Genomic DNA, 3,885 nt, shown 5'->3' with positions numbered 1-3,885 from the left:
CGCGGACGACGCGGTGCCGGGAGCAGCGCCCGCGCCCGAGGCCTCCGCCAGCACTCTCGCGACCATGAGCTCGAGGTGGAGGCGGGGCGACGTGGCGCCGGACATGTCGTCGAGGGCCGCGCTCACGACGTCGGCCGTGCGCGAGAGCCGGAGCGCCCCGAACGCCTCGGCCTGGCGGCGCATGCGGTCGAGCTCGTCCTCCGCGATGCCGCGCAGCACCGCGGACGCCCCCGAGCCCACGGCGGCGATCACGATCAGGTCGCGCAGGCGTTCGAGCAGGTCGTCGACGAAGCGCCGCGGATCCTGCCCGGTCTGCACCACGCGGTCGATCGCGGGGAAGGCCGCGGCGGCATCGCCCGCGGCGAGCGCATCGACGATCTCGTCGAGCAGCGCCCCGTGCGTGTAGCCGAGCAGTGCCACGGCGCGCGCGTAGCCCACGGTGACCGTCTCCGACCCGGCCGGGGAGTCGGACCCGGCGATCAGCTGGTCGAGCAGCGACAGCGTGTCGCGGGGACTGCCGCCGCCCGCACGCACGACGAGCGGCAGCACGCCCTGCTCGACGACCACGCCCTCCTCGGCGCACAGCTTCTCGACGTACTCGAGCATCGCGGCGGGCGGCACGAGCCGGAACGGGTAGTGGTGCGTGCGCGAGCGGATGGTGCCGAGGACCTTCTCGGGCTCGGTGGTCGCGAAGATGAACTTCACGTGCTCCGGCGGCTCCTCCACCAGCTTCAGGAGCGCGTTGAACCCCTGCGGCGTGACCATGTGCGCCTCGTCGAGGATGAAGATCTTGTAGCGGTCACGGCTCGGGGCGAAGGTGGCCCGTTCGCGCAGGTCGCGGGCATCGTCGACGCCGTTGTGGCTCGCCGCGTCGATCTCCACCACGTCGAGCGACCCGCCGCCCGCGCGGGACAGCTCCACGCAGCTCGGGCACGTGCCGCACGGGGTGTCGGTCGGGCCCTCGGCGCAGTTCAGGCAGCGCGCCAGGATGCGGGCCGACGTGGTCTTGCCGCAGCCGCGGGGACCGGAGAAGAGGTAGGCGTGACCCACGCGGTCTCCGCGCAGCGCCGTCATGAGCGGATCGGTCACCTGCGACTGCCCGATCATCTCGCCGAACGTCTCGGGGCGGTAGCGGCGGTAGAGGGCTGTGGTCACCACCCCAGCCTACGGCGTGCCACCGACGTTCGGCGGGTCGCGCCCCCTCCTCGACGGAGGAGGCGCGGCCCGGCTCAGTCGATCGGCTCGACGACCGGAATCGCGGTCGTGATCACCGGCACCGAGGCCGACAGGCGCGTGCCGTCGTCGCGCCGCGCATCGGCGAACTCCCGCAGCGTCGGCCGCCCGGCGATCACGGGCCCCTGGTCGGCCAGCCGCACCACCGCCGGGTCCTCCAGCGTCGCGAAGTACGCGGTGTCACGCACGCTGAAGGGCACCGGAGGGCCGCTGCGCACCTCGACCCGCAGCTCCTCGCGCGTGACCGTCACGGTGAGCGCCGACCCCTGCCACTGCAGCGGGAACGACAGCGACGGCCACCCCGCCGGGAGCCGCGGGTCGAAGCTCAGGTCGCCCGCGTAGTCGCGCATGCCGCCGAAGCCGCACACCAGCGCCGTCCACACCCCGCCGGCCGAGGCCACGTGCACGCCGTCCGACGCATTGTGGTGCAGGTCGTGCAGGTCGACGAACAGCGACTGCTCGAAGTACTTCTGCGCCAGATCCTGGTACCCCACCTCCGCGGCCAGGATCGACTGCACCACGGCCGACAGCGTCGAGTCGCCCGTGGTCAGCGGGTCGTAGTAGTCGAAGTCGGCCTTCTTCTCCTCCGGCGTGAAGTGGTTGCCCTGCAGGAACAGCGCCAGCACCACGTCGGCCTGCTTCAGCACCTGGAACCGGTAGATGACCAGCGGGTGGAAGTGCAGCAGCAGCGGCCGCTGATCCGCCGGCGTGTTCGCCAGATCCCACACCTCGCGCTCCAGGAACAGCGAGTCCTGCGGGTGGATGCCCAGGCTCTCGCTGTACGGGATGTACATGGCCTCGGCCGCCCGCTCCCACGACTCCGCCTCGCCCGACCCCAGCCCCGTGCGCTCGACCAGTGCCGCGTAGTCCTCGGGGTAGCTGTCGCGGATCTCGCGCACCACCTTGGCCGCGTAGCGGAGGTTGTAGCGCGCCATGACGTTCGTGTACAGGTTGTCGTTCACGACCGTCGTGTACTCGTCCGGCCCCGTGACGCCGTGGATGTGGAACGTCTGCAGGCCGTCACCCGCGTCCGACTGCTCGACCAGCCGCGCACCGCGCCAGAATCCGAGCGTCGCCCACAGCCGCGCCGTCTCGATCGCGATGTCGGCACCCTCGCGGCGCAGGAACGCCTCGTCGCCCGTCGCGCGCACGTACTTGCCCAGCGCGAAGCTGATGTCGGCGTTGATGTGGTACTGCGCCGTGCCGGCCGCGTAGTACGCCGACGCCTCCTCGCCGTTGATCGTGCGCCACGGGAACAGCGCGCCCGCCTCGTTGAGCTGCGCCGCCCGCCGACGGGCGGCGGGAAGCATCTTCACCCTGGCGCGCAGCGCGTTGTACGCCCACCGCGGGGTCGTGTAGGTCAGGAACGGGAGCACGTAGATCTCGGTGTCCCAGAAGTAGTGGCCGCTGTAGCCCGAGCCCGTGAGGCCCTTCGCCGGGACGCCGGCCCCGTCCGCGCGCGCCGAAGCCTGCGCGAGCTGGAACAGGCACCAGCGGGTGGCCTGCTGCAGGTCGTCACGCCCGCCGATCTGCACGTCGCTGCGCTCCCAGAACGCGTCGAGCCATTCGCGCTGCCGCCGGAACACCGACTCCACGCCCTCATCGGTCGCGCGGTCGAGCGAACGACGGCACCGGTCGACCAGCTCCCGCGTCGGCACGCCCCGCGAGGTGTGGTAGCTGACGAGCTTCGTGATGGTGATCGGCACGCCCGCCTTGGCCTGCACCCGGAACACGTTCTTCGCGATGTCCGGCTCGCACAGAGTCCTGGCGTTGTACTGGTTCTCGGTCTCGACGATGTGGTCGGCCACCACCGCGACGGTCATGCCCGACGCCGCGACCCGGTACGACAGCGCCGAGCGCAGCCCGTCCTGCCAGTGCTCCGCGGGCTCCAGCACCCGGTCGGCGATGCGCTCCGCCTTGCGCGGGTCGAAGCCCGCGCCGCTCTTGGCTCCGATCGGCGTCCCCGCGTAAACACCGGCGCCGTCCTGGCGGTTCAGCAGCTGGCAGCTGATCGTGACGGGCGCATCCGCGTTCTCCACCACGACCTCGAGGCGCAGCACCGCGAGGTGACGCTCCTCGAAGCTCACCAGCCGCTGATCCCGCATGCGGACCCGCTTGCCCGACGGCGTCTCCCACACCACGCGACGCTCCAGCACGCCCGTGCGCATGTCGAGGGTGCGGGCGTACTCGCGCACGTCGGCGTCGTCGAGCGAGATCGGCTCGTCGTCGACGTACAGCCGCATCACCTTGGCGTCCGGCGCGTTCACGATGGTCTGCCCCACCTCGGCGAAGCCGTAGGCCTGCTCGGCGTGGCGGATCGGCCAGGTCTCGTGCAGCCCGTTGATGAAGGTGCCGTGCTCGTGCGCACCGCGGCCCTCGATGTGGTTGCCGCGCAGGCCGAGGTAGCCGTTGCCGACCGAGAACAGCGTCTCGCCGACACCCTCCTCCGAGTAGTGCGTCTCGATCAGACGCCACGGGTCGACGGGGAAGCGGTCGCGGTCGATCATGCGGTCTCCGGGATGTCGGTGCGGGTGTCGGGAAGCAGGGCGGCGAGGTCGTCGACCACGTGCGTGGCGCCGGCGGCGCGCAGCGCGTCGGCACCGGTGCCGCGGTCCACGCCGATCACGGTCGCATAGCCGGCGGCGGCGGCGG

General features: G+C 71.8%; 2 protein-coding genes. Both read right to left on the bottom strand.

From position 1 onward, the window contains the following. Window positions 1-1,155 (bottom strand): DNA polymerase III subunit gamma and tau (locus DW299_RS10315; RefSeq protein WP_205814369.1); only part of this gene is annotated, 1,155 nt, incomplete at its 3' end. Between the two features lie 74 nt (window positions 1,156-1,229). Then, entirely contained in the window at window positions 1,230-3,740 is a 2,511-nt protein-coding gene (locus DW299_RS10310; RefSeq protein WP_136034891.1) for a glycoside hydrolase family 65 protein, read from the bottom strand. Window positions 3,741-3,885 lie beyond the last annotated feature (145 nt).

The sequence above is a fragment of the Microbacterium sp. K35 genome (assembly GCF_004794375.1).
Lineage (GTDB): Bacteria > Actinomycetota > Actinomycetes > Actinomycetales > Microbacteriaceae > Microbacterium > Microbacterium sufflavum.
This window is presented reverse-complemented; position numbering and strand designations above follow the sequence as displayed.

Coding starts and splice junctions, on each gene's coding strand:
- DW299_RS10310 (WP_136034891.1), bottom strand. CDS start 3,740: ATGATCGACCGCGACCGCTTCCCCGTCGACCCGTGGCGTCTGATCGAG.